Origin of the sequence: Halolamina salina, assembly GCF_042678005.1 — an archaeon.
In the GTDB taxonomy this organism is placed as follows: domain Archaea; phylum Halobacteriota; class Halobacteria; order Halobacteriales; family Haloferacaceae; genus Halolamina; species Halolamina salina.
The window spans coordinates 9,635-10,320 of record NZ_JBHUDH010000133.1 but is presented as its reverse complement, the minus strand read 5'-3'; the positions used below and the strand labels follow the sequence as shown (position 1 = coordinate 10,320).

Genomic DNA, 686 nt, shown 5'->3' with positions numbered 1-686 from the left:
CTCACTCTTCATCCTTATCTGAACACCGCCGATTGTGACCATCGTGTTTAGTTAAGCGAATTCCACCAGACGGCGAAGGCTTGCAGCCATGTTTCTGCCGTCGTCGGCTGCACGTTGCTGAAACTATTACTAAACGAAGAAGTACGTCGTTTTACTTCTCTAAATATACGTTCAACAGCATTCCGATTTCCATGACGAACCGTCTGAAATCGGAGCCCTGCTCGGCGGAGTGCTGTCGCTAGATGCTGAGCGTAATCGACGAGAAACACGGCGTCGGAGACGTCGTGTTTCTCCTGCAGCTCCCGCAGAAACTGCTGTGTTAATACGGTCGTAGTGGTCGTAAACAGCCGTATATGCAGGAACTTGTTCGTCTCTGGATCGACAGCAGCGTACAGCCAGAACTGCTGACCATTGATTCGGATCACCGTTTCGTCGAGCGCAACGTGATCCGGACTGGCATCGTCGGCCGGCTGTAGATCGGCCTTCTGCACCCAATCATGCACGGCTTTCCGTGACCGATTGACACCGAACTTCTCAATTTCTCGAATGGTATTCGAAAGTGATAGTCCAGACAGATGAAGCCGAATACCGAGTTTCATCAGCTCACTCGGAGTCCGCTCTCGCTCCACAAAATCTAACTCAATCCAGTCGCTATGACCGCTGAGGCGTGTGATTTCTGCCATAGA

Annotated in this window: 1 protein-coding gene; it reads right to left on the bottom strand. The window is 51.3% G+C overall.

The features are described from left to right. Window positions 1-47 precede the first annotated feature (47 nt). Window positions 48-683, bottom strand: a complete 636-nt coding sequence (locus ACFR9S_RS11540) for an IS6 family transposase (RefSeq protein WP_379818715.1) — start codon at window positions 681-683, stop codon at window positions 48-50. Window positions 684-686 lie beyond the last annotated feature (3 nt).

Excerpts from the sequence above, each read along its gene's own strand:
- ACFR9S_RS11540 (WP_379818715.1), bottom strand. The coding sequence starts at position 683 with ATGGCAGAAATCACACGCCTCAGCGGTCATAGCGACTGGATTGAGTTA.